This is a genomic window from Rhodoferax sp. GW821-FHT02C08 (assembly GCF_059421805.1).
The window spans coordinates 107,115-131,537 of record NZ_JBWKVR010000001.1 but is presented as its reverse complement, the minus strand read 5'-3'; the positions used below and the strand labels follow the sequence as shown (position 1 = coordinate 131,537).

General features: G+C 59.9%; 21 protein-coding genes. 14 read left to right on the top strand and 7 right to left on the bottom strand.

The window, feature by feature from the left end:
- The 3 genes from AC07VY_RS00660 to AC07VY_RS00650 all read right to left on the bottom strand — a co-directional run bounded on the left by AC07VY_RS00660 (position 1) and on the right by AC07VY_RS00650 (position 3,927).
- Complete coding sequence (locus AC07VY_RS00660) at positions 1-1,860, bottom strand: putative bifunctional diguanylate cyclase/phosphodiesterase (RefSeq protein WP_495119470.1); 1,860 nt, start codon at positions 1,858-1,860, stop codon at positions 1-3.
- 8 nt (positions 1,861-1,868) lie between these two features.
- Positions 1,869-2,978, bottom strand: coding sequence for an FIST signal transduction protein (locus tag AC07VY_RS00655; protein WP_495095976.1), 1,110 nt, complete (start codon positions 2,976-2,978; stop codon positions 1,869-1,871).
- A 127-nt stretch (positions 2,979-3,105) separates the two neighbouring features.
- Positions 3,106-3,927 (bottom strand): ZIP family metal transporter, encoded by an 822-nt coding sequence (locus tag AC07VY_RS00650; protein ID WP_495095977.1) that lies wholly within the window; start codon positions 3,925-3,927, stop codon positions 3,106-3,108.
- Between the two features lie 281 nt (positions 3,928-4,208).
- Here AC07VY_RS00650 and AC07VY_RS00645 point away from each other — a divergent pair, with 281 nt between their 5' ends.
- Positions 4,209-6,179, top strand: a complete 1,971-nt coding sequence (locus tag AC07VY_RS00645) for a methyl-accepting chemotaxis protein (RefSeq protein ID WP_495095978.1) — start codon at positions 4,209-4,211, stop codon at positions 6,177-6,179.
- Between the two features lie 116 nt (positions 6,180-6,295).
- Here the strand turns inward: AC07VY_RS00645 and polA are convergent, their stop codons facing one another.
- Complete coding sequence (gene polA, locus AC07VY_RS00640) at positions 6,296-9,100, bottom strand: DNA polymerase I (RefSeq protein ID WP_495095979.1); 2,805 nt, start codon at positions 9,098-9,100, stop codon at positions 6,296-6,298.
- Positions 9,101-9,193: 93 nt separating this feature from the next.
- The gene (locus AC07VY_RS00635) at positions 9,194-9,439 is read right to left on the bottom strand and encodes a hypothetical protein (protein WP_495095980.1); all 246 of its coding nucleotides are present in this window, start codon (positions 9,437-9,439) and stop codon (positions 9,194-9,196) included.
- A gap of 32 nt (positions 9,440-9,471) precedes the next feature.
- On the opposite strand from AC07VY_RS00635, the gene AC07VY_RS00630 reads away from it, so the two are divergent.
- The 8 genes from AC07VY_RS00630 to AC07VY_RS00595 all read left to right on the top strand — a co-directional run bounded on the left by AC07VY_RS00630 (position 9,472) and on the right by AC07VY_RS00595 (position 16,917).
- A complete protein-coding gene (locus tag AC07VY_RS00630) occupies positions 9,472-9,633 on the top strand; it encodes a hypothetical protein (RefSeq protein WP_495095981.1) in 162 nt (53 codons plus the stop codon).
- 369 nt (positions 9,634-10,002) lie between these two features.
- The gene (locus tag AC07VY_RS00625) at positions 10,003-11,025 is read left to right on the top strand and encodes a hypothetical protein (RefSeq protein ID WP_495095982.1); all 1,023 of its coding nucleotides are present in this window, start codon (positions 10,003-10,005) and stop codon (positions 11,023-11,025) included.
- 58 nt (positions 11,026-11,083) lie between these two features.
- On the top strand, positions 11,084-11,581 hold the full coding sequence (locus AC07VY_RS00620) for a hypothetical protein (protein WP_495095983.1): 498 nt from the start codon (positions 11,084-11,086) through the stop codon (positions 11,579-11,581).
- Positions 11,582-11,821: 240 nt separating this feature from the next.
- The gene (locus tag AC07VY_RS00615) at positions 11,822-13,123 is read left to right on the top strand and encodes a UDP-N-acetylglucosamine 1-carboxyvinyltransferase (protein WP_495095984.1); all 1,302 of its coding nucleotides are present in this window, start codon (positions 11,822-11,824) and stop codon (positions 13,121-13,123) included.
- A gap of 239 nt (positions 13,124-13,362) precedes the next feature.
- Positions 13,363-13,929: a hypothetical protein gene (locus tag AC07VY_RS00610; RefSeq protein ID WP_495095985.1), complete on the top strand. Its 567-nt coding sequence runs from the start codon at positions 13,363-13,365 to the stop codon at positions 13,927-13,929.
- A gap of 201 nt (positions 13,930-14,130) precedes the next feature.
- A complete protein-coding gene (locus AC07VY_RS00605) occupies positions 14,131-15,102 on the top strand; it encodes a glutaminase (protein WP_495095986.1) in 972 nt (323 codons plus the stop codon).
- A gap of 253 nt (positions 15,103-15,355) precedes the next feature.
- Positions 15,356-16,213 carry an alpha/beta hydrolase gene (locus AC07VY_RS00600; RefSeq protein ID WP_495095987.1) on the top strand — a complete coding sequence of 286 codons (858 nt, stop codon included), beginning with the start codon at positions 15,356-15,358 and terminating at the stop codon, positions 16,211-16,213.
- 458 nt (positions 16,214-16,671) lie between these two features.
- Positions 16,672-16,917, top strand: a complete 246-nt coding sequence (locus AC07VY_RS00595; RefSeq protein WP_495095988.1) for a GlsB/YeaQ/YmgE family stress response membrane protein — start codon at positions 16,672-16,674, stop codon at positions 16,915-16,917.
- A 107-nt stretch (positions 16,918-17,024) separates the two neighbouring features.
- Here the strand turns inward: AC07VY_RS00595 and AC07VY_RS00590 are convergent, their stop codons facing one another.
- Positions 17,025-17,237: a YbdD/YjiX family protein gene (locus AC07VY_RS00590; protein ID WP_495095989.1), complete on the bottom strand. Its 213-nt coding sequence runs from the start codon at positions 17,235-17,237 to the stop codon at positions 17,025-17,027.
- 7 nt (positions 17,238-17,244) lie between these two features.
- Positions 17,245-19,314: a carbon starvation CstA family protein gene (locus tag AC07VY_RS00585; RefSeq protein WP_495095990.1), complete on the bottom strand. Its 2,070-nt coding sequence runs from the start codon at positions 19,312-19,314 to the stop codon at positions 17,245-17,247.
- Positions 19,315-19,458: 144 nt separating this feature from the next.
- On the opposite strand from AC07VY_RS00585, the gene AC07VY_RS00580 reads away from it, so the two are divergent.
- The 5 genes from AC07VY_RS00580 (at position 19,459) to AC07VY_RS00560 (ending at position 24,417) form a co-directional block, all read left to right on the top strand.
- On the top strand, positions 19,459-20,838 hold the full coding sequence (locus AC07VY_RS00580) for a cache domain-containing protein (protein ID WP_495095991.1): 1,380 nt from the start codon (positions 19,459-19,461) through the stop codon (positions 20,836-20,838).
- Between the two features lie 2 nt (positions 20,839-20,840).
- Positions 20,841-21,479: a response regulator gene (locus tag AC07VY_RS00575; RefSeq protein ID WP_495095992.1), complete on the top strand. Its 639-nt coding sequence runs from the start codon at positions 20,841-20,843 to the stop codon at positions 21,477-21,479.
- A gap of 675 nt (positions 21,480-22,154) precedes the next feature.
- Positions 22,155-22,769 (top strand): hypothetical protein, encoded by a 615-nt coding sequence (locus AC07VY_RS00570; protein WP_495095993.1) that lies wholly within the window; start codon positions 22,155-22,157, stop codon positions 22,767-22,769.
- 35 nt (positions 22,770-22,804) lie between these two features.
- The gene (locus tag AC07VY_RS00565) at positions 22,805-23,485 is read left to right on the top strand and encodes a hypothetical protein (protein ID WP_495095994.1); all 681 of its coding nucleotides are present in this window, start codon (positions 22,805-22,807) and stop codon (positions 23,483-23,485) included.
- A gap of 311 nt (positions 23,486-23,796) precedes the next feature.
- Entirely contained in the window at positions 23,797-24,417 is a 621-nt protein-coding gene (locus AC07VY_RS00560) for a hypothetical protein (RefSeq protein ID WP_495095995.1), read from the top strand.
- Positions 24,418-24,423: the final 6 nt, after the last annotated feature.

Below are 24,423 nucleotides of genomic sequence, written 5' to 3'. Positions count from 1 at the left end.
CTACAGCTGCTGGAGAAAAGCCTCCAGCGCAGGACCGGGCACCGGCCGAGAGAACAAATAGCCCTGACCGTAGTCGCAACCCGCGCTCTGCAGGAACTGGCGCTGGAACGGCGTTTCTATGCCTTCTGCCACCACCTGCAAGTCCAGCTTGTGCGCCATCACAATGATAGCTTCGCACAGCGCGCGGTCGCTGGCGTCCTCCTCCAGGTCGCGCACAAAAGACTGGTCTATTTTCAGAAAGTCGATGTCCAGACTCTTCAGATAGGACAGTGATGAATAGCCGGTACCGAAGTCGTCCAGCGATATCTGCATGCCAGCATCGCGCATGGCCAGCAGGCGGCTTCGGGTGCCATCTTCCAGCTGCATCAGCAGGTTTTCGGTGATCTCAAACGCCACCGCGTCACCGGGCAAGCCCATGCTGGCCAGATGCTCCACCCACTCCGCAACCTGGTTGCGTGGGCCACGGAACTGAACCGGCGACTTGTTCACGCTGATCTGGAAGTCGGTATAGCCCTGTGCGCGCAATTGCTGTACCAACACGGCCGCCGCACGGAACACAAAGTCACCGATATGCAGAATGGCTCCGGTGTCTTCCGCCAGCGGGATGAAGTCCGCCGGACTGATGAAACCCAGCACCGGGTGCTGCCAGCGCACCAGGGCCTCGGCCTTGTGTACCGCGCCGGTCTGCAGGTCCACAATCGGCTGGTAATGCACCTGGAACTGCTGCGCCTCCACCGCTGCGGGCAGATCGCGCATCAGCTGGCGGCGCTTGGTGGCGGTTTCCTGCAAGACCGGGGTGAACAGGCTGTAGCGGTTGCGCCCGCTGGCCTTGGCGAAGTACATGGCCTGGTCGGCGTTCTTCAGCAGGGTCTGCGCATCTGCGCCGTTTTCCGGGTAGATGGTGATGCCTATGCTGCCCGAGATCAGCGCCATTTCTTCGCCCAGCGTGAAGGACGCGGCCAGGCTTTCCAGCAGCTTACAGGCCACGGTCTCGATCTGCTGCAAATGCAGATTGCCCAACAGGGACACAATGAATTCGTCGCCGCCCAGGCGCGCCACCATATCGGTCTCGCGCACACAGGCCGTGATGCGACGGGCCACCTGCGCCAGCAGCTGGTCACCGGCAAAATGGCCCAACAGGTCATTCACCTGCTTGAAGTTGTCCAGGTCGATCAGCACCAGCACCAGCGGGTGGCCGGATCGCTTGGCCTGCTTCATCTCATGCTCCAGGCGCTCCTGGAAGTAACGGCGGTTGGGCAGCTCGGTCAGCGCGTCGTAATTTGCCTGGCGCTGAATGGTTTCGTCCGACAGCTTACGCTCGGTGATGTCGCGCCCGATGCCGATCAGGCCCAGCAGCTGCCCATCGGCGTCGTAGTACGGCGTGCGCATCACCTCCAGACAGACGCGCGGGCGCTTGCCCCAGCTGTCAAACCAGCGCTCGGTCAGATGGCGACGGCCGCTGCGCAAAACCTCTTCATCCAATGCCAGCAGTTCGGTCGCCAGGGGATCACCCAGTACATCAAAATCGGTCTTACCCAGCACCTCCGACTCCTGCACGCGCATATAGCGCTCATAGGCCTTGTTGCAGCCCAGGTACTCGCCATTCTGTGCCTTGAAAAAAATCAGATCGGGGATCGAATCCATCACGCTACGCAGCAGAGCATGATCGCTGCGCGCCTTGGCGATGTTTTCCGACAGCTCCTGCGAACTGACCGTCATCGCGCCCTCCAGCATGCGGCACTCCTGGTCAGCCTCCTGGTAATAGCTGTCCACAGCATGCAGGAAAGCCCGCAGCGCAGGCTCGCCGCCCCATTCAGACGGCAGGTGGCGGCGCATTTGACGCGCCAGCAAGGGATGCATGGGCAATGTCATTCGTGCAACGTGGTCAATACCAAAGTCTGGTTATGCAATTGGCATTCCATCCTGGCACCGAACGGCGCCAGCTCACCATAAGAATAAAAACCGGCCAACCGCATGCCCGGGCCCAGCCGGTCTTGCACCGCCTCCAGTTCGGCCTCGACCATCTGGCTCAGCACCAGCCTGCGCCCTATACAGCTCACCACCAGACACAGGCCTTGCTGCTGGCCCAGGTTGGCCGCTGTGGCCTCTGCCGCTTTGAACGCTGTATCCACCAAGCCATCGCGATGGCTGCGCATCAGACGGCAGATGCTGCCCTCTGGCACATAGCCCGCAAAAGACAGGCTTTGCGTCGCCTCGTCCACCCCCGTCACCGAGCGGAGCAGCATATCGCCGCCGGCGCGCAGCTTGAAGCCCAGCGGAAAACGCTGGCCACTGCGAGGCAGATCCTGCGCCAGTTCGCCCAGGTATTTTTTGTACAGCGCCAACGCAGGCTGACCATCGATCTCCATGACCAAGTTGCCGCGCGAACGGGTCACACGGCGCTCCGGGCCAAACTCCTGCCAGCCGCCAAAGCAAGTGCTACTGGCCGACACATCGCCATAAAAACCCACGGCAGCAATACAGGACTGGCGGGCGCACGCATCGGCCATCACCCAGTTCGCGCCAAAACGCTCACCATCACCGGCAATGCCGCCGGTAATGGCGCCTTGCTGACTGCGCAGGCCGACCATGAGTTCGCTGCCGTCCACCTGCTCGCCGTCCAGCAGCACAAAGACATGGCGCAAATCATCGGCCTGCAGCTGGGCGATCAGCCCGGCCGTGGTCTGCGCCACGTCTTTGCCAAACTCGGCAGACACCAAGCGCACACGGCTACGCGCAAAACGCAGCGCCGTCACCGTTACATCACCATCGCTAATAAGAGTGCCCTGCACATTGCCCGCTGTGGAGCAACCCAGCAGGCAGGCCTGCGGAAAGCGTTGTCGCAGGGCTTCGAAACAAGCAGGGGTCTGAAAATACGGGTGATCGGCAAAAACGAAGACCAGCTGGGCGTCAACCATGCTGTGGCCGGCATCATCCCAACCCTGCGCCGGTGTCCAACGAAATTGCAGTGTTTCCATGGTGTACTCCGCTTTTTTGGCGGCTATGGGCCACCCACATCGGTGCTCCAAAACCTCTTTTACCCTGCAGCGCTAACGCTGTGTGCTGGTGAAATCGCCTAGTCAGATATTCTGACCGGCCCGGGGGTCAATGTGCATGGCCATGCGCCAGGCCGCTGACCACCGTCACCAAACCTATGCCCAACAAGAGCCAGGCGATTTGTGCCGCAGTTTGCGCCGCACTCAGGCGCTTTTGCAACTGAGGAATCAGGTCCGCCAACGCTACATAGATAAAGCTGCTGGAGGCCACCACCAGAAAATACGGCAGCCATTCGTGCAGCAGGTCCACCAGGGCAAAGCCCACCACACCACCCAGTGCCGTTACCGCGCCCGCCAGCGACACCTTGACCAGCGCCGCACGCCGGTTGCTGGAAGTGCCACGCAACACCACCAGGTCGCCCATATGGTGTGGCACCTCGTGCACCAGCACGGCCAGCGCCGCCACCCAGCCCAGGCGTGCATCGGCCATGAAGGCCGAGGCAATCAAAATGCCGTCGCCGAAGGCATGCACGCTATCGCCCGTGAGCACGGCCCAGCCGCCGGTACGCAACGGTGCAGCATGGTGGTGGTCATGCGAGTGCCCGTGGTCATGGGCATGTGCATGGCCATGACCATCGGCCTGCGGGCCCTGGTGATGCTCATGGCCGTGGTGCCACAGCTCTGCCTTGTCGAGCAGAAAAAAGAACACCAGACCCACCAGCAGCGTGCCAAACAGCTCTTGCGCGCCGGCCTGGCTCTCGAAGGCTTCAGGCAACAGGTGCATGAATGCCGTGGCCAGCAAGGCACCCGCCGCCAGGCTGAGCATGTGCTGCGTATAGCGCGCCAGCACGCCGAAACTGAGCGCAGCCGCCAGCCACACACTGCCTATACCGGCACACAGGGTGCCCACCAGAATTGCGAGAAGAGTCATGGGGTCCATCAAACAAAAAACCACCCTCGGCGGGGCGATGTACACATATATGTGTCACCTGATGTTAGCAAGCCAGCCAACCCGGCTGGACGCAGGCAGGGTCTGGCCGTAAAAAGAATTGCAAGCTGCACATCACCCATCCAGAATGCCTCTACGGCCAGCATGCAACGGGTTCTTATCTCGAGAAAACATTTGTGAACATAGTTGTCTCGACCAAACCAATGCAGCTGATTCAGACCCTACACTGGTTGTAGTTATTTGTAACTAGCGGGATTGTATAAATGAGCACGAGACAGCCTACCCACGACGCCGGATTCGGCTCCTTCTTTCGCTACCACGGTTGGCTGGCTCCTGGTGTCAAACTTTTCCGGTCGATCAGCTTTCCTGCAAAAGCCGCCTGGATATCCATCATGCTGGTGATACCGCTGGCATTGCTGGTCTGGTTGTTCTGGCAACAGACCCGTGACCAGATCAACGTCACCCTCAGCGAACAGCAAGGCATTGCCTATGTGACACCCGTCACCGAATACATCGCTGCAGCACAGAACCTGCGCCGCGCGGCCAGCGCGAAGTCCGCTGATATGGCCGAAATGCAAACCAAGGCCAATGCCGCATTCGAGAAAGTGGCTGCGCAACAAAAGCTGTTCAACCCGGCGGCAAGCGGCACCCAAAATAGATTCGAAGCACTGAGCAAGGCGCACAACGCCATTGCCCAGACGCCCGTGGCGGCCACCCCTGACGCCACGTTTGCAGCCCACTCTGCTGTGATCCATGAAGCGCTCGGGCTGATCAGTGACGTCGCGGACGATTCGCAGCTCTCGCTGGACCCGGAATTGGAGAGCTACCACGTGATGAATGTGGGTGTGCTGCTGGGGCCCAAATACTCAGAACAATTGGCGCGACTGCGTGGTCTGGCCTATGCAACTTTGGCAAGCAAGGAAGCGTTGACGCCCAAATCATCCGAGCTTCTGCACGAAAGCATCGCCTTGATTGAATTCATTGACGAGCAGTTTGATAACTCCTTCCGACTGGGCGTAGAAGACTTTCCCGAAGTCGCCAAGAAATTCGACATGAAGAGCCTAGACGACTCCCGAAAAGCCTTGCTCAAGACTATCGAAACAGACATTCTGGGCGAGTCCGTCAAAGGCGACCCGGCTGCATTCCTGGCCCTGGCGACAACGGCAGTGGACAAGCAACGCGCCATGGACCTGCAGCTGCGCGAACGCTTGAACGGGCTGCTGGATGAACGTATGAGCCGGCTGCAACGTGCATTCTTCAGCCAACTGGGCATTTGCATTTTCTTCATCGCCCTGGCCATCTATCTGATGCTGGCCTTCTACAAGGTCATGATGGGCGGCCTGCAGGAAGTGTCCGGACATTTGACCGAGATCACCCAGGGCAACCTCACCACCGCTCCCAAGCCCTGGGGTTCGGACGAAGTGGCGCAGCTGATGCTCACCATGGGCACGATGCAGCTCAGTTTGCGAAAAATCGCCTCCAGTGTGCGAGAAGGAGCCGGCAGCGTGCAGACCGCCAGCGACGAGATCGCCTCGGCCTCTCTGGACCTGTCGCAACGCACAGAGTCCAATGCCGCCAGCCTGGAGAAGACGGCCGCCAGCATGGAACAAATCACCTCCACCGTGAAACACACGGCCGACTCGGTACAGGGCGCCACCAGCATCGTGCGTGAAAACGCAGCCGCAGCCACCCGGGGCGGCCAGGTGATCAGCCAGGTGGTGAAAACCATGGACGGCATCCGTGCCTCGTCCAACCAGATCGGTGAAATCATTGGCGTGATCGACGGCATTGCCTTCCAGACCAACATCCTGGCGCTGAATGCCGCAGTAGAAGCCGCGCGTGCCGGAGAGCAAGGCCGGGGCTTTGCCGTGGTGGCGTCAGAAGTGCGCTCGCTGGCCGGCCGCTCGGCCGCCGCAGCCAAAGAAATCAAGGCCCTGATCTCTGCCAGCATCGAGCAGGTGGAAGTTGGCACACGGGTGGTGGCCGAAGCCGGCACCACCATTGGCGAAATCGTGGCCAACGCCAGCAAGATCGATACCCTCATGGGCGAAATCTCCACTGCCACCCGTGAACAGACCCAGGGCGTTGCCGAAGTCGCCACTGCAGTACAAGACCTGGACCAATCCACCCAGCAAAACGCCGCGCTGGTGGAGCAAACCGCATCGGCCGCCAGCAGCCTTGCCGAGCAGGCACAGCGCCTGACCGACGACGTCGCTTTCTTCAAGTTTAAATAAGACCGGCCTGGCTACGCGCCCCATCCGCCGGGAGCGTTGGTAGCAGAAGTTTTTAGCCGCCAGAGCACATAAAACCTGCGCTGTCAGCTATCAACTTAATAGCAATATCATGGCAATCAGTGGGCCTTGTCCCAGTTCGGGCCCACACCCACCTCGGCCAACAGCGGCACCTTCAGGTCGGCCACGCCGGCCATCAGGCGCGGGATTTCGCTGCGCAGCCAATCGACCTCGCCCTCGGGCACTTCGAACACCAGTTCATCGTGCACCTGCATGACCATCTTCGTACCGCGCTTTTCATCGTCCAGCGCTTTCTGCACGGCCACCATGCTGAGCTTGATCAGGTCGGCGGCCGTGCCCTGCATGGGCGCGTTGATGGCGGCACGCTCGGCACCGGCGCGGCGCGGGCCGTTGGGGGAGTTGATCTCCGGCAGGTACAGGCGCCGGCCCAACACGGTTTCCACATAGCCCTGCTCTTTGGCCAAGGCCTTGGTTTCGTCCATATAGGTTTTGACGCCGGGGTAGCGCTGGAAGTAGCGGTCGATGTAGTTCTTGGCCGCTGTGTTGTCTATGCCCAGGTTGCGCGCCAGGCCATAGGCGCTCATGCCGTAGATCAGGCCGAAGTTGATCACCTTGGCGTAGCGGCGCTGCTCGCTGCTGACCTGCGCCACCTCCACGCCGAACACCTCGGCGGCGGTGGCGCGGTGCACGTCTATGCCTTCGTGGAAGGCGCGTAACAGCGACGCATCGCCGCTGATGTGGGCCATGATGCGCAGCTCGATCTGCGAGTAGTCGGCGCTGGCGATCACGCTGCCGGCGGGCGCCACAAAGGCCTCGCGCACGCGCCGGCCTTCGGGCGTGCGGATGGGGATGTTCTGCAGGTTGGGGTCGTTGCTGCTGAGCCGCCCGGTCACCGCCACCGCCTGCGCGTAGTGGGTATGCACCCGACCACTGCGCGGCAGGGTCAGCAGGGCCAGCTTGTCGGTGTAGGTGCCCTTGAGCTTGCTCAAACCGCGGTGCTCCAGGATCTTGGCCGGCAGCGGGTAGTCTTCGGCCAGCTTTTCCAGCACTTCTTCGTCGGTGCTGGGTGCGCCGGTCGCGGTTTTCTTGACCACCGGCAGGCCGAGCTTGGTGAAGAAGATTTCGCCGATCTGCTTCGGGCTGCTGAGGTTGAACGGCTGGTCGGCCAGCACATGGGCTTCAGCCTCCAGTTGCAGGATGCGCGCGCCGAGTTCGCCGCTCTGCTTGGCCAGGGTGGGTGCGTCGATCAGCACGCCGTTGCGCTCTATGCGGTACAGGGCTTCGCTGGAGGCAATCTCCAGCTCGTAGATGCCGCGCAACTTGGCGTCGGCCTCCAGCTGCGGCCACAGGAAGCGGTGCACGTCCAGCGTCATGTCCGCGTCTTCGCAGGCGTATTCGGCGGTCTTTTCCACGTCCACCTGGTTGATGGTCAGCTGATGCACGCCCTTGCCGCACAGGTCTTCGAAGCTGATACCGCTGCGGCCCAGGTGCCGCTCGGCCAGGCTGCTCAGGCCATGCGGCTTGTGCACTTCCAGCACATAGCTTTGCAGCATGGTGTCGTGCGCATAGCCCTGCACTTCGATGCCGTGGTTGGCGAACACATGGCGGTCGTACTTGATGTGCTGGCCCAGCTTGAGCTTGGCCGGGTTTTCCAGCCAGGGCTTGAGGCGCGCCAGCACCTCGTCGCGCGGCAGCTGGGTGGGCGCGTCAGGGTAGTTGTGCGCCACCGGCACATAGGCGGCCTCGCCCAGCGTCACGCTGAAGCTGATGCCGACGATCTCGGCCACCATCTCGTCGATGGAGTTGGTTTCGGTGTCCAACGCCACCAACTCGGCGGCTTCCAGCTTGGCCAGCCAGGCGTCAAAGGCCTCCCAGGTCAGCACATTCTCGAAGCCTGGCGTGCGGCCAGGCGCTGCGGCGGGTTCGGCTGGTTCGGCCGGCTCGTCGAACAAGCCAGGCTCGGCGGGTGCGGCGGCCTTGGGTGTTTTGGCCGGCTTAGCGGGTGCCGGCTCGGCGGCGGCGCCGTCCAGCTTGCTGGCCAGGCCCTTGAAACCGTATTGCTCATAAAAAGCCTTGAGCGCGCCCGTATCCTGTGCGGTGTACGCTAGCAAATCGAGAGCAGGTAGGCCGTCGATGTGCTCCACCAAATCGCAGTCGGTCTTGATGGTCACCAGGCGGCGGCCCTGCGGCAGCCAGTCCACGGCAGCGCGCAGGTTCTCGCCGGCCACGCCCTTGATCTCGGTGGCGCGCTCCATCAGCGCGTCCAGCGAGCCGTATTCCATCAGCCACTTGGCGGCTGTTTTGGGACCCACTTTGGCCACGCCGGGCACGTTGTCCACGGTGTCGCCCACCAGGGTCTGGTAGTCGATCATCAGGCTGGGCGGTACACCGAATTCACTGGTCACGCCGGCCACGTCGCGGCGCTTGCCGTTCATGGTGTCGATGATGGTCACATGCTCGTTCACCAGCTGGCTCAAGTCCTTGTCGCCGCTGGAGACGATGACCTCGATGCCCTGGTCGCCGGCCACCCGGGCCAGCGTGCCGATCACGTCATCGGCCTCCACGCCCGGCACGGCCACCACCTTCCAGCCCAGCAGGCGCACCACTTCGTGCACCGGCTCGATCTGCGTGCGCAAGTCGTCCGGCATGGGGCTGCGCGTGGCCTTGTAGGCGGGGTACCACTCGTCGCGGAAGGTCGGGCCCTTGGCGTCGAAGATGCACACCGCGTAGTCGGCGCGCACTTCCTTGCGCAGGCTGGTCATCATGTTGACCATGCCGCGGATGGCGCCGGTGGCCGGGCTTTTCGGGTCGCCGGGTACGGCGCGCAGGTCGGGCATGGCGTGGAATGCGCGGTACAGGTAGCTGGAGCCATCGACCAGCAGCAGGGTTTTCTTGTTCGTCATGGCGGGCATTTTGCCTGCGGGTGGCGCAGATCGGCAGACGGGTCAAGGCCATTGCGCCAGATGCTATGCAAACCATAGCTGCCTACGCAGGTATTACCTGCGCCAGAAGCCGAAATAACCCCAAACCTCTGAAGGTCTACGCATGGCTAACGGGTCGATGAACTCTCCGGCAGCCAGCGCCTGCGCGTCTGGTTCGCCATGGTGCTGGCGCAGGACACGCAGTTGCTGCTGCTCGACGAGCCCTCCACCTACCTGGACCTGGCGCACCAGATCGACCTGCTGGAACTGTTCCGCGACCTGAACCGGCAGCAAGGCCGCACCCTGGTCGCTGTGCTGCACGACCTGACCATGCCTGTCGCTACGCAGATCATTTGGTGGTGCTGCGCCAGGGCCAGCTGGTGGCCCAAGGTGCACCGAAAGAGATCATCACGGCGGCACTGGTGGATCAGGTGTTTGATCTGCCGTGTCGGATCATCGAAGACCCGGTGTCGGGGACGCCGCTGGTGATACCGGAAGGGCGTACGCGGGGGTAGGCGACTACTCTCAAATTGATAGCTGGCTGCGCAGGTGATTCCTGTGCTGGCGGGCGATTGGGCTTGAACCTTTGTCTTGGGTTGTTTCTGCCAGCATCCCCGGCCGGGGAATGCGCCCGGCGGCGCAGACTGCCTAGACGTAAGGTGCCATCTTCACTACTGTGCCGGTTTCGCTCACACCGTGCACGGCAAAGACGTTCTTTGCCAGATCGATTCCTACGGTTACGATGGACATGATTTCCCCTCTCAAAACAAGTTGATGAAAAGATTCACCTCTCCATCGTGGCACTTAGTTGCCGTAAACCACAACCCTGACGGGACGTGGCTTGCTTGGGACGGGGAAGTCCCTTTCATTCGTTAGGCGTCAGAATGCATCAAGACCTTGTTCAGCGAATCTACGACTACGTTGAGCAAGGCGAAGTTGACAAAGCCGTCCGCGCGTCACTTCGCCTGTCGCGCCACATCGGTGATCATATGAATACCGCTCTGTTCCTCCGCGAGCTGGTGGACGACAAGCACGAGATCGCTCGGGTGATGTTTGACGATACAAGCCACCTCAAGGAAGAAGCGCAAAAGTATCTGTTCACCAGTTCCTTCGAACGCTGGCTGAAGTCCAGAACGCTTCCGTACTCTCTCGGTAGTGATGAAACCGACGAGAATCCAAAGAACGTGCTGGTCATCTCGGTTGGCGAGTTCCCCGAAGAACTGCGCCAGTGCGAAAAATCTATCTCCGACCTCGTAGTGCCTCCAACGATGGGGGAGTACGACAGCGCAGCCTTCACTGACCGTTACGACCAAATCAAAAGCCAACTCCGGATGCGAATAAAGGGCATAAACGCGATCAAGGATCGAGTACTCAATAGGTGCCTAAACTTTGCTATCGGTGTAGAACGTCAGTTGCTTTCCCAACAGAAGTCAGTGCAGTTTCTTCAGCATGCCCAGAACGAGGTTCAAAACTACTTCAAGGCTCGGTCGGATGATGTCTACGAGAAGCTACAGAAGGCCAATCAGCTCATTGATTCGTCCTCTTTAGAGGATCTTTCCCTTCTGCTCACACAAGTTCGCCGAGCTATCAAAGCTGCTGCAGATCACTTCTTCCCGCCGGAACTCACCCCCAGGCGCTGCGTCGATGGCGAAGAGAGACTTTTGGGGGACGAGCAGTACCTGAATCGCTTGCACGAGTTCATCTATACGCGCTTTCCCAAATCCACATCAACGGAACTCCTGCGTGCTGAACTTCAGTACCTTCTTGTATTCGCCAAGCGTCTTAATGACGTTGCGTCAAAGGGCGTACATGCGACGGTGTCTGTACCAGAGGCTAAACAGGGCTTCCTCGGCCTATACCTCTTCCTGTACAACGTCTGCCAGCGGCTGGAGGGAGCTGCCGCCTGACCATCATTGAAACGGCCCCGTCTATGGCGGTCCACTTAAGGCAAGCATTAAACGATATATGGCACTCCACCAACAACTCGACGAACTGATAGACCGCGTTCTTCCGGTGGTTCAGGATTTCCATCGAAAGAGCATGTTTGCACCCCATGCCGCCACTATTGATGCAGCAGGATCTGTTGCTGGGCACGCCCTCACCACGGACGGAACAGCACAGTTGTCCGTATCGCAAGCTATCGAGCATTTCGAGCGAAAATTTGCCGAACGGGCAAACATGAACCAGATTCAAGGGACCGGCATCTTCTATCACTCGCCGGGCATTGATTCATCAACCGGATCGGTGTCATTGCCTCCCGCGATGACCAGGGATGAATGCAGAACCCTTGTAGCTCTGCTGGAGCATGCCTCAGGCAACTCTGTCTATCTGCTTATTCCATACAGCGGCGAGCCTCCTGCGGTCGAATACGCCGTGGGAAAGCTCATAGACAAGCCATCAAAGATATTCGTAGCCAAGCCCCGCCAAGAAATCAAGCCATGGTGGAAGTTGTGGCGACGCTGAACCCTTTGCTGCAGCGGACGTTCGGCGCCGTTGCAATCAGACTCTCGCGACCACCCTTCAGTGACAAAACGTCACCCCACCCGCTGCACAAACCGTAGCTGCTCCCGCAGATAAATCAAGCGCCACAGCCCGATTCCACAGGTAAACGCGCGGGCTGGCCGTGACGCATTAGTTACGCGAGCGCGTCCAGGGCCATGGATAATTCGCTAGCTTTTCCATCCCCCCTCTCTCTACGCCCCCATGTCCAACCTCATCGTCCACGGCGGTACGCCTTTGCGCGGTCGCATCACCCCTTCTGCCAACAAGAACGCCGTGCTGCCGGTTCTCTGCGCCACGCTGCTGACCTACGAGCCGCTGCGGCTGCTGGGCGTGCCGGACATCACCGATGTACGCAAGATCCTGGACATCTTCCGGCTGCTGGGCAGCGAGGTACAGATGGACTACGCCACGGGCACGCTGGAACTGCACCACCGCGAAACCGTGTTCGACGCGGCGCGGCACCGGCTGCCGGAGGAGATGCGCTCGTCCATCATGCTGGTGCCGCCGCTGCTGGCGCGCTTTGGCGTGGCGCGGCTGGAAGACAACGTCAAGGGTTGCACGCTGGGCGTGCGTGAGATCGACCCGCACATCGATGTGTTCCGCCAGTTTGGCGGCCTGGTGGAGCGCAGCGAAGGCTCGCTGCTGGTGCGCTGCCGTGGCCCGCTGACGCCGACCGACCACTGGCTGGACTACGCGTCCGTCACCACCACCGAGAACTTTGTGCTGTGCGCGGCCTCGGCCAGCGGTGTCTCCACGCTGACGAATGCCGCGTCCGAACCGCATGTGCAGGAGTTCTGCCGCTTCATGCAGATGATTGGCGTGAAGATCGACGGCATGGGCACCTCGCGCGTGACGGTGCATGGCGGCGGCACGCTGGGCGGCGGCGAGTACCGCTTTGACGAAGACTTCCACGAGATCACCACCTTTCTGGCGCTGGGCGCGATCACCGGCGGCGACGTGGTGGTGCGCAACAGCGCGCCCGAGAACTTTCCGCTGATCGACCGCACGTTTGCCAAGTTCGGCGTGCACATCACGCATGAAAACGGCTGGTCGCGCGCCGACTGCCCGGGCGCGCTGAAGGTGCAGACGCCGTTCACCAGCAATGTGCTGACCAAGGTGGAGGCCGCGCCCTGGCCCTATTTCCCGGTGGACCTGCTGCCGATCTTCGTCGCGCTGGGCGTGCAGGCCCAGGGCAACGCGATGTTCTGGAACAAGGTGTACGACGGCGCCATGGGCTGGACCACCGAGCTGTCGAAGTTCGGCGCCCACGTGTACCAGTCGGACCCGCACCGCATCGTCAGCTTTGGCGGCAGCCCGCTGACGCCGGCAGTGGTGGAGAGCCCCTACATCATCCGCGTGGCAATTGCGCTGTTCATGGTGGCTGCCAGCGTGAATGGCCGATCCGAGATCCGCAACGCCACGCCGATCCGCCGCGCGCACCCGGGCTTTGTGGAGAACCTGCGCAGCCTGGGCGCGCAGGTGGAGTGGACCAGCGAGGAGTAAGCCCCCTCTGAACCCCTAATTGCCTGTGGCTCCGAGCTGCACGGGGGCAAAAAGTAGATGGTTTTGCAAGATATGAACCAGCCATGTAGCTGGTCTTGGCCCCCATTTCCATTCGTATGCGCCTCCCAGGCATCCCTCAAAAGAGGGAAATGTCCAGTACGTCCCAGAGTGAAACGCCTTAGCCAACAGTAGCATTCCCTTGTTTTCATTTTGAAACATTTAGATACAGGGAATACACAATGTACAAGTTCACCACGTCAATCATTACGCTCGCGACAGCCCTTACTCTGACAGCCTGCGGAGGTGGCTCAGATCCAGCAACGGATAGCAGCTCTACCACCAATTCCTTTTCTGCCATGGTTGGCACCTATTCCAGCGGCTGTGTAGACACAACGAAGAACGGCTCCAATGGACAATCCGAATCGTGGACGTTGACACTGACAACCCCCTCAGGTACGAGCAGCGTAGCGGTTAGTGGCCGTTCCAAGATCTATCGTGGAAGTGCAACCTGCCAAGACGCCAACCTGTTTGGCGACATATCGGTCAACGGGCTGCTCACGGCTCTTACTACCACAAAGAGCATTACCGGCAACTCAAGATACCCTAAGTCAGGGACCGCCAGCACTGCGACCTTCCGCCTAGATGGTTTCCAGCTCACCCAAGGCTCACTCACCATCCCTGGCCTGGGCACCACCACCACGGTAGGGTACTTATTAGAAGGCAACAAGCTCTATGCAGTGATGGGCGTTCAAGACAGCGATGGCCTGGGTTCCAATTTTTCAAACCTCAGCTTAACGAAACAATAAGCGCCGCGCGCACCCGGGCTTTGTGGAGAACCCGCGCAGCCTGGGCGCGCAGGTGGAGTGGACCAGCGAGGAGTAAATCCTTCGAATACTCCTGAATTTATAGCTGCCAGCGCAGGTAGTACCAGCGCCAGAGGCCGATTCTCTCCAGAACTTCACGAACCTGCACGCGATGCTGCCACCGCTGGGCCACAATGCTGCGCCATGCATACACCCCAGCCCACAATCCACACCACAAGCGCTAGCCCCGCGCCGCTGACGGCCATCCTCCAGCAGATCCACAGCGAAGCCCAGGCCTTGTTTGGCAGTGGCCAAGTCGCCAGCTACATTCCTGCGCTGGCTGAAGTGCCGCCACACCAGTTCGGTATGGCGATAGCTATGGTGGACGGCTCCACCTATGCGGTGGGCAGCGCGCGCACACCGTTCTCACTACAGAGCATCACCAAACTGTTTGCTTTCGTGCTGGCGCTTAAAACGGTGGGCGAGGACCTGTGGCTGCGGGTGGGCCGCGAGCCCTCGGGTGCTCCATTCAACTCCATGGTGCAGTTGGAGACCGAAAAAGGCATCCCGCGCAACCCGTTCATCAACGCAGGCGCGCTGGTCGTGACAGACATCCTGACCTCACGCTTTGCCCATTTGGACACAGCCCTGCTGGGCATGCTGCGCCGCCTGACGGATGATCCCACGCTGAACCGCAACGACCGCATCGCCAAGTCGGAACGCGACACCGCCAACCGCAACATGGCCATGGCGTATTTCATGAAAAGCTACGGCAACTTTGTGAATCCACCCGAACTGGTGCTGGACAACTACTGCCGCCAGTGCGCCATTGAGATGAATTGTGCCCAGTTGGCCCAGGCCACCATGTTCTTGGCCAACGGCGGGCTGGACATAGGCACCGATGTCCACCCCGGAGAACAGTTCCTGGCCGCCGAAGCGACCCGTCGGGTAAATGCACTGCTGCTAACCTGCGGCGCCTACGACGCGGCGGGTGACTTTGCCTACCGCATCGGCCTGCCCGTCAAGACCGGCGTGGGCGGCGGCATCGTCGCCATCGTGCCGGGCAAAGCCACGGTCAGCGTCTGGGCGCCGGAGCTGGATGCCAAAGGCAACTCGGTGCTAGGTGCTTTTGCGCTGGAACGCCTGCTGGCGCTGACCAGTTGGCACCACCACTGAGAACGTGTTCAAGGTCTTAGTTCAGATCACTCCACTAGATACGATTGCCCTGGGAAAATCACTCGCCCGCTCCTGAATTAATAGCTTCTGGTGTAGGCAGCACCTGCACCAGCGGCCTGTTTCTTATAAATCCAGCTTGAACGTCAGTTTGGCTGTGCGCGGCGCACCGGCAGCCCAGTATTCCTTGTCGGCCACGTTGTCCACGTTCAGCTGCCATATAGTTGCCCGCATCGACATAAGCAGATCACCTCCCATGCGCCGTACCGCGATTGCCCTCAGCTGCTGCCTTGCCCTGGCGGTTTTCATCGTAGGCGCAGCGGGAGAGGTGCTTAGCCACCCGGCACTGCATACCGTAGCGACGAATCCGCACGGGCTCCCGGTTGAGCCGGTCGCGCTACGAACCGCCAACAACAGCCCAGTCGCAGCGTGGGTCGCACGTGGGCGGGCTGGCGGCGGGGTTGTTCTGCTGCTGCATGGCGTCCGTGCAGACCGGCAATCCATGCTCGGCCGCGCCGCATTCCTCCAGCAGCTGGGCTACTCGGTGGTACTCATCGACCTGCCCGGGCACGGCGAGAGCACTGCCGACCACATCACCTTCGGCGTGAACGAAGCCACAGGCGTAACCGCAGCACTGGCTTACATCAAACAGGAATTTCCGGCAGAGAAGATCGGCGTGATCGGCGTATCACTGGGCGCCGCATCATTGGTGCTATCCAAGCCAACACCAGCACCCAACGCGGTCGTGCTGGAATCCATGTACCCCACCATCACAGACGCGGTACAAGACCGGCTCAATATGTATGGGGGCAGCTGGGCTGGCTTCTTCGCCCCCGTTCTTCTCTGGCAACTGCCAATACGGCTCGGAATTTCAGTCGAGCAACTACGTCCGATTGATGATCTGCCGTCTCTGCATGCGCCTGTGTTGATCGTGTCAGGCACAGAAGACCAGCACACAAGGACAATTGAAATTCAGAAGCTCTACAAAGTCGCAGCAGAACCCAAAGAACTATGGCTGGTGGATGGAGCCGCCCATGTTGACCTGCATGCATTCAACCCGCCAGCCTACGAATCCCGAGTGGCGACCTTTCTTGCCAAACACTTGCGTTCTTGAGATGGGATCCAAACGGCTCACAAAAAAGTTTGCTGTACGCTATTGAAGTAATAGCTGTCAGCGCAGATTACACCTGCGCCAGAAGCCTTTCTTATAAATCCTGGCAACGGGTCAGCCCCTCACCGTTCGGGCTGAGCCTGTCGAAGCCCATATACGTCAAACCATGCCCTTCGACCTCAGGGCGAACGGTGTTAGTGGTGACCTGGGAAGTTACAAATCCAGCTTGAACGTCAGCTTGGCCGTACGCGGTGCGCCGGCGGTCAGGCGGATGGCGTAGCAGGCGCCCAGGCTGTACAGGGTTCAGGCAAAAGCTGGAAAGGGAAAACTCTGCATTGCAATCATGCAGATGACAATAATTTGCATTTAATAACAACCGCCTGCACCGCTGACTTACGCGCCCGTCTGCCATGGACGGTTAGACTGCATCCGCCATGTCGGCATGCCACTGGGAGTAATAAATGGGCTTTATTTGGTTTCTGGTTGTCGGCATCGTCGCCGGCTGGTTGGCGGGTACCTTGGTCAAGGGCGGCGGCTTCGGCCTGGTCGGTGACCTGGTAGTGGGCATCGTCGGCGCCTTTCTGGGCGGCTTCCTGTTCAACACATTCGGCGTCTCGATGGGCGGCGGCATTCTGGGCAGCATTCTTGTGGCGACCATTGGTGCTGTCGTGCTGCTCTTCCTCATCCGCTTGATCAAACGCGCATAGCGGAATAGGCTAGCGAAGAAGAAATCAACTCTTCGCTACCAAATGCATAGCTGCCAGCGCAAATAGTACCTGCGCTGGCAGCTATTTTTTCTTAGAACTTTTCACGATCAGCAGCAGCGCCCGATGCGCCCCTTGCCGCCGTAGCGGGCCTCCTGCCGTTCGCGGAAAAAGGCCTCGTAGCCCATGACTGGCTGGTCCGGGTGCTCACGCTTCTGGTGGGCCACATAGGTGTCGTAGTTCGGCACGCCGACCATCAGCCGGGCAGTCTGGCCCAGGTAGCTGCCGACCGATTGGCCCAGGCTGGCGAGGTCTTTCAGCATGGCAAGCTCAGGCCGTCAGCAAGGAGCCACCGGCTTCCTGCACCGTGGGCCGGCTGGAGCGCCGGGCCACCAGGCAGGCGCGGATGCCGAACACCAGCACGCTGATCACCACGAACATGAAGAACACGCACAGGCCGGCATCCAGGTAGTCGTTGAATACCACGCGCTGCATCTGCAGCAGCGACTTGGCGGGCGCCAGCAGCTCGCCCTTGTCCAGTGCGGCCTGGTACTTGTTGGCGTGGGCCAGGAAGCCGATCTTCGGGTTGTCGTGGAACACCTTTTGCCAGCCGGCCGTCATGGTGCAGGCCAGCAGCCAGGCGGTGGGCAGCAGGGTCACCCAGGCAAAGCGCTCGCGCTTCATCTTGAACAGCACCACCGTACCCAGGATCAGCGCCACACTGGCCAGCATCTGGTTGGAGATGCCGAACAGCGGCCACAGCGTGTTGATGCCGCCCAGCGGATCAACCACGCCCTGGTACAGAAAGTAGCCCCAGGCCGCCACACACAGGCCGGTGGCCAGGCCGTTGCTGATCCACGAGTCGGTCTTCTTCAACGAGGGCACAAAAGTGCCCAGCAGGTCCTGCAGCATGAAGCGGCCGGCACGCGTGCCCGCGTCCACAGCAGTCAGAATGAACAGGGCTTCGAACAGAATAGCGAAGTGGTACCAAAAGCCCATCATGGCCTTGCCGCCCAGCATCTCGGAGAAGATGTGGGCCATGCCGACGGCCAGGGTCGGTGCGCCACCGGCGCGGGCGATGATGGTGTGCTCGCCCACGTCCTTGGCGGTCTGCAGCAGCATGTCGGGCGTGACCACAAAGCCCCATTGCGAGATCACTTGCGCCGCGCTTTCGGCCGTGGGGCCGAGCACGGCCAGCGGACTGTTCATCGCGAAGTACACGCCGGGCTCGATGATGGACGCGGCCACCAGCGCCATGATGGCGACGAAGGATTCGACCAGCATGGCGCCGTAGCCGATGAAGCGCGCATGCGCTTCGTTCTCGATCAGCTTGGGCGTGGTGCCCGACGAGATCAGAGCATGGAAGCCCGACACCGCACCGCAGGCGATGGTGATGAACAAAAAGGGGAACAGGCCGCCGGCCCACACCGGGCCGCTGCCGTCAATGAAACGCGTGGTCGATGGCATCTTCAAATCGGGCGCCACCAGCACGATACCGATGGCCAGCGCCACGATGGCGCCGATCTTCAAAAAGGTGGACAGGTAGTCGCGCGGCGCCAGCAGCAGCCACACCGGCAGCACGGAGGCCACAAAGCCGTAGCCAATCAGCATCCAGGTCAGCTGCTTGCCATCAAACGTGAACGTCGGCGCCCATTCGGCGCTCTGCGCCACCTGGCCGCCGACCACGATGGCGGCGATCAGGAACACGATACCGATGACGGACACCTCGCCGATCTTGCCGGGGCGGATGTAGCGGGTGTAGATGCCCATGAACAGCGCCAGCGGAATGGTGGCCGCCACGGTGAAGGTACCCCAGGGGCTGTCGGCCAGCGCTTTGACCACGATCAGCGCCAGCACCGCCAGGATGATGACCATGATCATGAAGGTGCCGAACAAGGCGATCACGCCGGGAATCGGCCCGAGTTCGGACTTGATCAGATCGCCCAGCGAGCGCCCATCGCGCCGCGTTGAGATGAACAGCACGATGAAGTCCTGCACCGCGCCGGCAAACACCACGCCGGCCAAGATCCACAGCATGCCCGGCAGGTAGCCCATCTGCGCGGCCAGCACCGGGCCGACCAGCGGGCCAGCACCGGCAATCGCCGCGAAGTGGTGGCCGAACAGCACGAACTTGTTGGTCGGCACATAGTCCAGTCCGTCGTTGTGGCGCATGGCGGGCGTGGCGCGGTTCGCGTCCAGCGACAGCACATGCTTGGCGATGAACTGGCTGTAGAAGCGGTAGGCGATGAGGTAGACCGCCAGCGCAGCCACTACCACCCATAGGGCGTTGATGGTTTCGCCGCGGTGCAGCGCGATGGTGGCCAGGGCGCCGGCGCCGCCGAGGGCGATCAGCGCCCATAGCGCTGTGCGGGCGAGGGGATTTTTGGTGAGGGTGTCCATTGTCTCTGCTCTTGTTAGGTGGATGGATGTGCGAACGCACAGTGTCGAACGCAGGGCCAAGCACCGCATTGGTGTGCTTGCGGGGCCGCTGCGGAGTGATTACGTAATGGTTTTCCCCAGGCGGGGCTGGTTCAAAATCGGCCCATGGGTGAACTCCGCTTCCGCTTGCATTTACGCGCCATGGTGCTGCTGCTGGCCGCCGTGCCGCTGGTGCTGGCGATTGCCGCCGTGGTGTGGGTGGTGCGCCAGCAGTTGGACCAGTTGGCGCAAGACCAGATTGCCGCCATGCAACCCATCCTGCTGCAGGCGCGCAAGGACGAGCTGAAGCACTTTGTGCAGGCCGGGCGACGGGCCGTGGCGCATTTGTCCGAGCGCGCTGGCGACACGCCGCAGGCCCGGCAGCAGGCACTGGACCTGCTGCGCCGCATGGACTTTGGCAACGACAACTACTTCTTCGTCTACGACCTGCAGGGCAAGAGCCTGATGCACCCGCGCCTGCCCGATCTGGAGGGCCGCCCCCAGTGGGAGCTGCACGACGGCGCGGGCGCCCCCATCATCCAGCAGCTGGTGCGCCAGGCCCAGGCCGGCGGCGGCTTTGTGGACTATCTGTGGAACCGCCCGTCCACCGGGCGCGAAGAACGCAAGCTAGGCTATGTGGAGCTGGTGCCCGAATGGGGCTGGGTGGTGGGCACCGGCCTGTACCTGGACCATCTGCAGGAAACCCAGGCGCTGATCACCCACTCCACCGCGCTGGCGGTGCAGAAGACACGCAACCAGATCCTACTGATTGCCTCTGCGGCACTGCTGCTGGTGGCTGGCGGCGGCCTGGCATTGAACATCTACGAACAACGTGCCGCCGATGACAAGCTGCGCGCCATGGCCCAGCAGGTGGTGCACTCGCAGGAAGACGAGCGCGCCCGCGTGGCGCGTGAGCTGCACGATGGCATCAGCCAGCAGCTGGTGTCGGTGAAGTTTGTTGCCGAGTCGGCCCTGCTGCAGCTGGAGCGCGCCGACAGCGACGCAGCCCCCACGCTGCGCCAGGGCGTGGGCCTGCTGCAGGCCGTGATGCGCGACGTGCGCCGCATATCCCATGACCTGCGCCCCACCCTGCTGGACGACCTGGGCCTGGCCAGCGCGCTGGAGCAAACCGCCCGCGAATTTGGCGAGCGCAGCGGCATCCAGGTGAGCACCCAAGTGGCCACGCTGCCGCCCATCCCCGAGGCCGTGGCCACCGCCCTGTTTCGCGTGGCGCAGGAAGCGCTGGGCAATATCGAAAAGCACGCCGGCGCCCAGCATGTGGACCTGCAGCTGAGCTACGGCGCCGCCGGCCTGGGCCTGCAACTGCGCGACGATGGCGCTGGCTTCGACGTACAGGCCACGCTGCGCCAAGTACGCGCCGGCCTCGGCCTGACGAATATGCGCGAGCGCATCGAAATGCTGGGCGGCACGTTCAGCCTGGCGTCCGCCCCCGGTGCCACCGTGCTGACGGCCCAGCTGCCCGCCGCCGTGCTGAAATCGGGATGACCATGTCCAACTCCACGCCCGCCTCCATCCGCCTGCTGATCGTTGACGACCATCCCATCGTGCGGCAAAGCCTGAGCGCCCTGCTCGGCGCCTATGGCCCGCCTATGCAGGTGGTGGCCAGTGCTGGCAGCGCCGAAGAAGCCCTGATGCTGGCCGAACAGCACTCGCCCAGCATTGTGCTGACCGACCTGCAGATGAAGCCCACCAGTGGCATCCAGCTGATACAGCAGCTGAGCCTGCGCCAGCCGGACATCCGCTACGTGGTGTTCACCGCATCCACGCAGGACGAGCACATGCTGCAGGCTTTTGATGCCGGCGCCCAGGGTTTTGTACTGAAAGAGGCCGAAGCGGGTGAACTGATAAAGGCGATTGAAGCCGTGATGGGCGGCGCCACCCACTACCCCGCCGGCCTGAAGCGCGCCCTGGACCGGCGCCAGCAGCAACCCGCCCTGACCGCCCGCGAAACCGAGGTGCTGGCCCTGGTAGCCCAGGGTCTGACCAGCAAGGAAATCGCCCGGGCGCTGGACATCGATTCACGCACCGTGGACGCCCACCGGGCCAACATCCGGCAGCGCTTTGGGTTGGACAGCAGCGCGGCGCTGCTGCGGTTTGCGGTAGCACACAGCACGGGCCCGCGCTGAAATCTGGACCCACAGGCCTTTCACGCATCCACCATCTAGGATGCGCGCTACTAAAAGAGTAGCAAATTTTCCTCAATACCACGTATACCCATATGTTCTCGCTCGTAGCAGAAGTAGAACCTGGGCGCTGCATCATCTTGTTACAAAAATGCATATGGCACATGTTTTGCTTCATGCTGCAAAACATCACATTTCGTCATTTTTACGCGTAAATGGTTATTGACTTGTCACCCTCAGCCTGTATAAACCACTCCCATGCGAACTTATGTATCGATTTACGTATTTTTTCTCGAAATATCGATACCACCGCCACTCCGCTCTGGCGGAGGGTTATTTGAAAAATGTAAATACTTGTATCCAACCGTTTACAAAGCAGAAGGATTCGAACGCTGATGACGCCACAAGCAAAGAAAAGCAGAGCCAATGAATGTCCGTGCAGTACTTAAAACAAATACGTTTAACTTGCCGGACTATTTACTTTTGAATTGACAAGACAGTTAGTTTTTCCCAAGAGTTGAGTTAACGCAAATAAGGCAAAACCACTCCGATAGAAAACACAAAACCTAGCCAAGTCGAACCCGGCCCCTACCAGAACATCAAGAATCTCCCCCGATCTTTGCTGCATAACCAGCAGTCAAGAATTTAATGTGCCTCCAAAATGAAAAAGGAGTTGTTATGAAAAATTCACGTCGATATTCGGCGTTGGTAGTGGCTGCAGCTTTATCAGCCGTATCGAGCATGGCCTCAGCGTCATGGATTAGAACCGATACTGGCCAGGTAATACCGGGTGATGGGACCTATGCATTAAATGCCGATCTTCAAGCATCCAATACATACGATGATTGGTACTGGCGCGGCAAGTACCACAATATGGCAATGTACTGCAGTAGCGGCTCTCTCGACTGCACCTATAGTTTGGGCAGTACCGTCACAACGACGTACCAACGCGAGCAAGGAATTTCCGTAGCCGCCGGGCTGGGTTATAGCCTTGGACCATTTACGGCCCAATACCAATACGCGACCACAAAAAGCCAGCAACAAACAAAAAGTTCTACGGATACCTTTTCGAATGGCGTCACTTTTAAAGGTGGCCTCTGGTGCAACCCTATTAAGGTGACTGTACGTCGCTGGACGCGCGGTAGTTTCATGAACGCCTGGTTCCGCACAGGGTATATCAGTGGTGGCGGCAATAATACCGTTTACGACTGGTTAAATAAAAAACATGGTTATTGGACTGCCAACAGAGCCGAATGGCACTACATCACGTTCCAGATCGCCAAATCCATCTAATTGACGTTGATTTTTTGTCGCAAAAATTTAACTAAATGAAAAAACCCAATATGAAAAAATTTGTTAAGGCTGCAGTTGCAACAGCCATGATTGCCGCGGGCGTGGCCCCCTCCATCGCGTTAGCGCACGACGTATGGATCTGCGGTGGCAAACGTAACCTCTCGTTCGGTTCCCAGTACGGCAACTCAAGCACCCCACACAACTACTGGACTACCCGCGTACAAGGCATCAACCAAGCCTCAAACACTTGGAATGATTGGACATGGCGTGGAAAGTCCCAAGGTTTGGTTCAGTTCTGTTCTGCCGGTTCGAGCTACTGCACTTTCACTTGGGGTGGATCCAAGACGACAGGTTATGGCCACAGTACAGGTACCAGCGTAGGCTTTGACCTTGCCTTTGCAGCCGAAGAAGCCGGTAAACGATGGACGAATAGTGAAACCTATTCACAGTCAACCACGCAGTCATGGGCCGCAAATGCACGCTTTGCACCAGGCATGTGGGCAGAGCCTGTAATTGCCGTAGCCCGCCGCTGGAAACAAGGGAAGTTCGCAGGATTTTTTGTTCCCCAACAACAAGTTTCCTGGGATGAATGCGGCAACAACCTGGCTTGGGCCTATAACTGGAACGGTGAACGGACTGACGGCCACTGGGTCAAAAATGAGGCCGAATATACCTTCAAGATGTTCTACGTAACGGCAGATCGCAATACGCTCTGATTTTCCGTGCAATTTCCTATTGTTATATGCACTACCATTAACATAGGAATAAATCACCCCAAGGATTGAAATATTTTCAATCCTTGGGTAATTAATAAAATTACAAATCAAAGACAAGGTTAATCAAGGAAGGTATTTTTAAATTTCCCCGAATACCTTATCACATTTCTGAAAATGAATAGCAACGAACGCACCAGTCTTTGCCCTCACCGCACAAGCAGGAGTCACAACATTTGTAATCGCACCAACATGTAGCGTGCGTACCCGAACGAGTGAACTCATTTCGTGCATCCATTTTTCTTTATTTTCATATGAAAATTCAATCATTCTTCTTAGTGCTCGCAGCCTGCGCTGCTCTGGCCGCCTGCAGCGCCAAGACTGAAGAGCAAGTTGGCCAAACAAGCACTGACAGCAAGCCCAAAGCAAGTGCAGAGAACAACTTGTTGACCGACGCCCAAATGGATGCCCTGCGCCAATCGCGCACCGTAGCGGTGGTATTCACCCCAGCGGCTGGCAGCAGCGGGAATGGCGAAGTCATGACCGAACTCAAGGCCATAGGCGGCCCATTGCGCGAACCGAATCTCAATTACGATGTTTACGACACACAAAGCAATCTCAGTACAAAAGAGCTGAAGCAACGCATTGTCGAAAGCCTGGACAAAGATCGCCAGGTGCTGGTGGACAACGGTGGCACCAACGAATCGCGGGAAAAAGCGGCGGCCATTGTGTTTGAAACCACGGGTGGCTCCATCCCGGAGGCCGCCGGGACCATTATCCGCAAGGCTCCAGAGGACAAAGGCGGCGGTTATTTACTCATTCCCATTTACAGCAAGGCAGATGTAGAAGCGCAAGTGGCCAAGGGCTTACTGCCCAATGCAGCAGAACAGAGCAACTCCATAGAAAACTTCTTCATTGAGCCGCAAAGCAAGTAACAGTCG

Excerpts from the sequence above, each read along its gene's own strand:
- AC07VY_RS00660 (WP_495119470.1), bottom strand. The coding sequence starts at position 1,860 with ATGCATCCCTTGCTGGCGCGTCAAATGCGCCGCCACCTGCCGTCTGAA.
- AC07VY_RS00655 (WP_495095976.1), bottom strand. The coding sequence starts at position 2,978 with ATGGAAACACTGCAATTTCGTTGGACACCGGCGCAGGGTTGGGATGAT.
- AC07VY_RS00650 (WP_495095977.1), bottom strand. The coding sequence starts at position 3,927 with ATGACTCTTCTCGCAATTCTGGTGGGCACCCTGTGTGCCGGTATAGGC.
- AC07VY_RS00645 (WP_495095978.1), top strand. The coding sequence starts at position 4,209 with ATGAGCACGAGACAGCCTACCCACGACGCCGGATTCGGCTCCTTCTTT.
- polA (WP_495095979.1), bottom strand. The coding sequence starts at position 9,100 with ATGACGAACAAGAAAACCCTGCTGCTGGTCGATGGCTCCAGCTACCTG.
- AC07VY_RS00625 (WP_495095982.1), top strand. The coding sequence starts at position 10,003 with ATGCATCAAGACCTTGTTCAGCGAATCTACGACTACGTTGAGCAAGGC.
- AC07VY_RS00620 (WP_495095983.1), top strand. The coding sequence starts at position 11,084 with ATGGCACTCCACCAACAACTCGACGAACTGATAGACCGCGTTCTTCCG.
- AC07VY_RS00615 (WP_495095984.1), top strand. The coding sequence starts at position 11,822 with ATGTCCAACCTCATCGTCCACGGCGGTACGCCTTTGCGCGGTCGCATC.
- AC07VY_RS00610 (WP_495095985.1), top strand. The coding sequence starts at position 13,363 with ATGTACAAGTTCACCACGTCAATCATTACGCTCGCGACAGCCCTTACT.
- AC07VY_RS00605 (WP_495095986.1), top strand. The coding sequence starts at position 14,131 with ATGCATACACCCCAGCCCACAATCCACACCACAAGCGCTAGCCCCGCG.
- AC07VY_RS00600 (WP_495095987.1), top strand. The coding sequence starts at position 15,356 with ATGCGCCGTACCGCGATTGCCCTCAGCTGCTGCCTTGCCCTGGCGGTT.
- AC07VY_RS00595 (WP_495095988.1), top strand. The coding sequence starts at position 16,672 with ATGGGCTTTATTTGGTTTCTGGTTGTCGGCATCGTCGCCGGCTGGTTG.
- AC07VY_RS00590 (WP_495095989.1), bottom strand. The coding sequence starts at position 17,237 with ATGCTGAAAGACCTCGCCAGCCTGGGCCAATCGGTCGGCAGCTACCTG.
- AC07VY_RS00585 (WP_495095990.1), bottom strand. The coding sequence starts at position 19,314 with ATGGACACCCTCACCAAAAATCCCCTCGCCCGCACAGCGCTATGGGCG.
- AC07VY_RS00580 (WP_495095991.1), top strand. The coding sequence starts at position 19,459 with ATGGGTGAACTCCGCTTCCGCTTGCATTTACGCGCCATGGTGCTGCTG.
- AC07VY_RS00575 (WP_495095992.1), top strand. The coding sequence starts at position 20,841 with ATGTCCAACTCCACGCCCGCCTCCATCCGCCTGCTGATCGTTGACGAC.
- AC07VY_RS00570 (WP_495095993.1), top strand. The coding sequence starts at position 22,155 with ATGAAAAATTCACGTCGATATTCGGCGTTGGTAGTGGCTGCAGCTTTA.
- AC07VY_RS00565 (WP_495095994.1), top strand. The coding sequence starts at position 22,805 with ATGAAAAAACCCAATATGAAAAAATTTGTTAAGGCTGCAGTTGCAACA.
- AC07VY_RS00560 (WP_495095995.1), top strand. The coding sequence starts at position 23,797 with ATGAAAATTCAATCATTCTTCTTAGTGCTCGCAGCCTGCGCTGCTCTG.